This is a genomic window from Streptomyces sp. MK7, from assembly GCF_032658145.1.
Taxonomy (GTDB): domain Bacteria; phylum Actinomycetota; class Actinomycetes; order Streptomycetales; family Streptomycetaceae; genus Streptomyces; species Streptomyces spiralis.
This window is the reverse complement of sequence record NZ_JAVACL010000202.1, coordinates 1-209: the sequence shown is the minus strand read 5'-3', so window position 1 is coordinate 209 and position 209 is coordinate 1. Positions and strand designations below refer to the sequence as shown.

Annotated in this window: 1 protein-coding gene; it reads left to right on the top strand. The window is 72.2% G+C overall.

What is annotated here, in order from left to right; translation table 11 throughout:
- A partial coding sequence (locus tag R2S09_RS40475; RefSeq protein WP_316746313.1) for a hypothetical protein occupies positions 1–204 on the top strand: 204 nt, incomplete at its 5' end.
- Positions 205–209 lie beyond the last annotated feature (5 nt).

Sequence of the window (209 nt, the reverse complement as noted above, 5' to 3'; positions counted from 1 at the left end):
AACGCCGCCGACACGGTGTGGCAGGCCATCGAGGACGGCGCGTACGTCTACGTCTGCGGTGACGGCCGCCGCATGGCCCCCGCCGTCCGCGAGGCCCTCGCCGCCATCCACCGCCACAAGACCGGCAGCGACGACCAGACCGCCCAGCAGTGGCTCGCCCAGCTCGAAGCCGACGAGCGCTACCAGCAGGACGTCTTCGCCTGACCGTC